The sequence below is a fragment of the Emticicia sp. 17c genome (assembly GCF_037153985.1).
In the GTDB taxonomy this organism is placed as follows: Bacteria; Bacteroidota; Bacteroidia; order Cytophagales; family Spirosomataceae; genus Emticicia.
The window spans coordinates 1-1,012 of sequence record NZ_JBBAYI010000056.1; the positions used below are offsets into that span (position 1 = coordinate 1).

At 45.8% G+C, this 1,012-nt stretch carries 1 protein-coding gene; it reads left to right on the plus strand.

Annotated features, from left to right (window positions below; genetic code table 11):
- On the plus strand, nucleotides 1-1,012 hold a 1,012-nt coding region (locus WAA15_RS24445), incomplete at both ends, for a hypothetical protein (RefSeq protein ID WP_337045472.1).

Consider the following 1,012-nt stretch of genomic DNA (forward strand, 5'->3'; position numbering starts at 1 on the left):
CATATTGGGCTGTTTGTACGACGAGTTGTGGGACGAGTGTAGCTAGTAACAGTATTCAAATTAGTACAGGTGGCATTCCGAATGCACCGACGATTACAGCCGACAAGACGAGCTTGTGTGCTGGTGAGTCAGCTACTTTGACAGCGGCTAATTGTAGTGGAACTTTAAGCTGGCGTAAGGATGGTCAATCAGTGACTTATTCGAATCCGGTGGCGGTGACCCAATCAGGTGTTTATACAGCTACTTGTACGACGAGTTGTGGCACAAGTGTGGCTAGTAACAGTATTCAAATCAGTACTGGAGGTATACCAAATTCGCCAACAATTACAGCCGACAAGACGAGCTTGTGTGCTGGTGAGTCGGCTACTTTAACAGCGGCTAATTGTAGTGGAACTTTAAGCTGGCGTAAGGATGGTCAATCAGTGACTTATTCGAATCCGGCGGTGGTGACGCAATCAGGCGTTTATACAGCTACTTGTACGACTAGTTGTGGGACAAGTGTGGCTAGTAACAGTATTCAAATCAGTACTGGAGGTATACCGAATGCACCGACAATTACAGCCGACAAGACGAGCTTGTGTGCTGGTGAGTCGGCAACTTTAACAGCAGCCAATTGTAGTGGGACAGTGAAATGGTTATTAAATGGAAGTTTATTGACCAGTGCTAATCCTACCTTTACCAATCAGTCAGGTGTTTATACAGCTACTTGTACGACTAGTTGTGGGACGAGTGTAGCTTCTAATAGTATTCAAATTACAACAGGTGGTATACCAAATGCACCAACAATTACAGCCGACAAGACGAGCTTGTGTGCCGGAGATTTTGCTACTTTAACAGCGGCCAATTGCAGTGGTACCTTAAGCTGGCGTAAAGATGGTCAGTCAGTGACTTATTCGAATCCGGCGGTGGTGATGCAATCAGGCGTTTATACGGCTACTTGTACGACAAGTTGTGGGACAAGTGTGGCTAGTAACAGTATTCAAATCAGCACTGGTGGTATACCAAATGCACC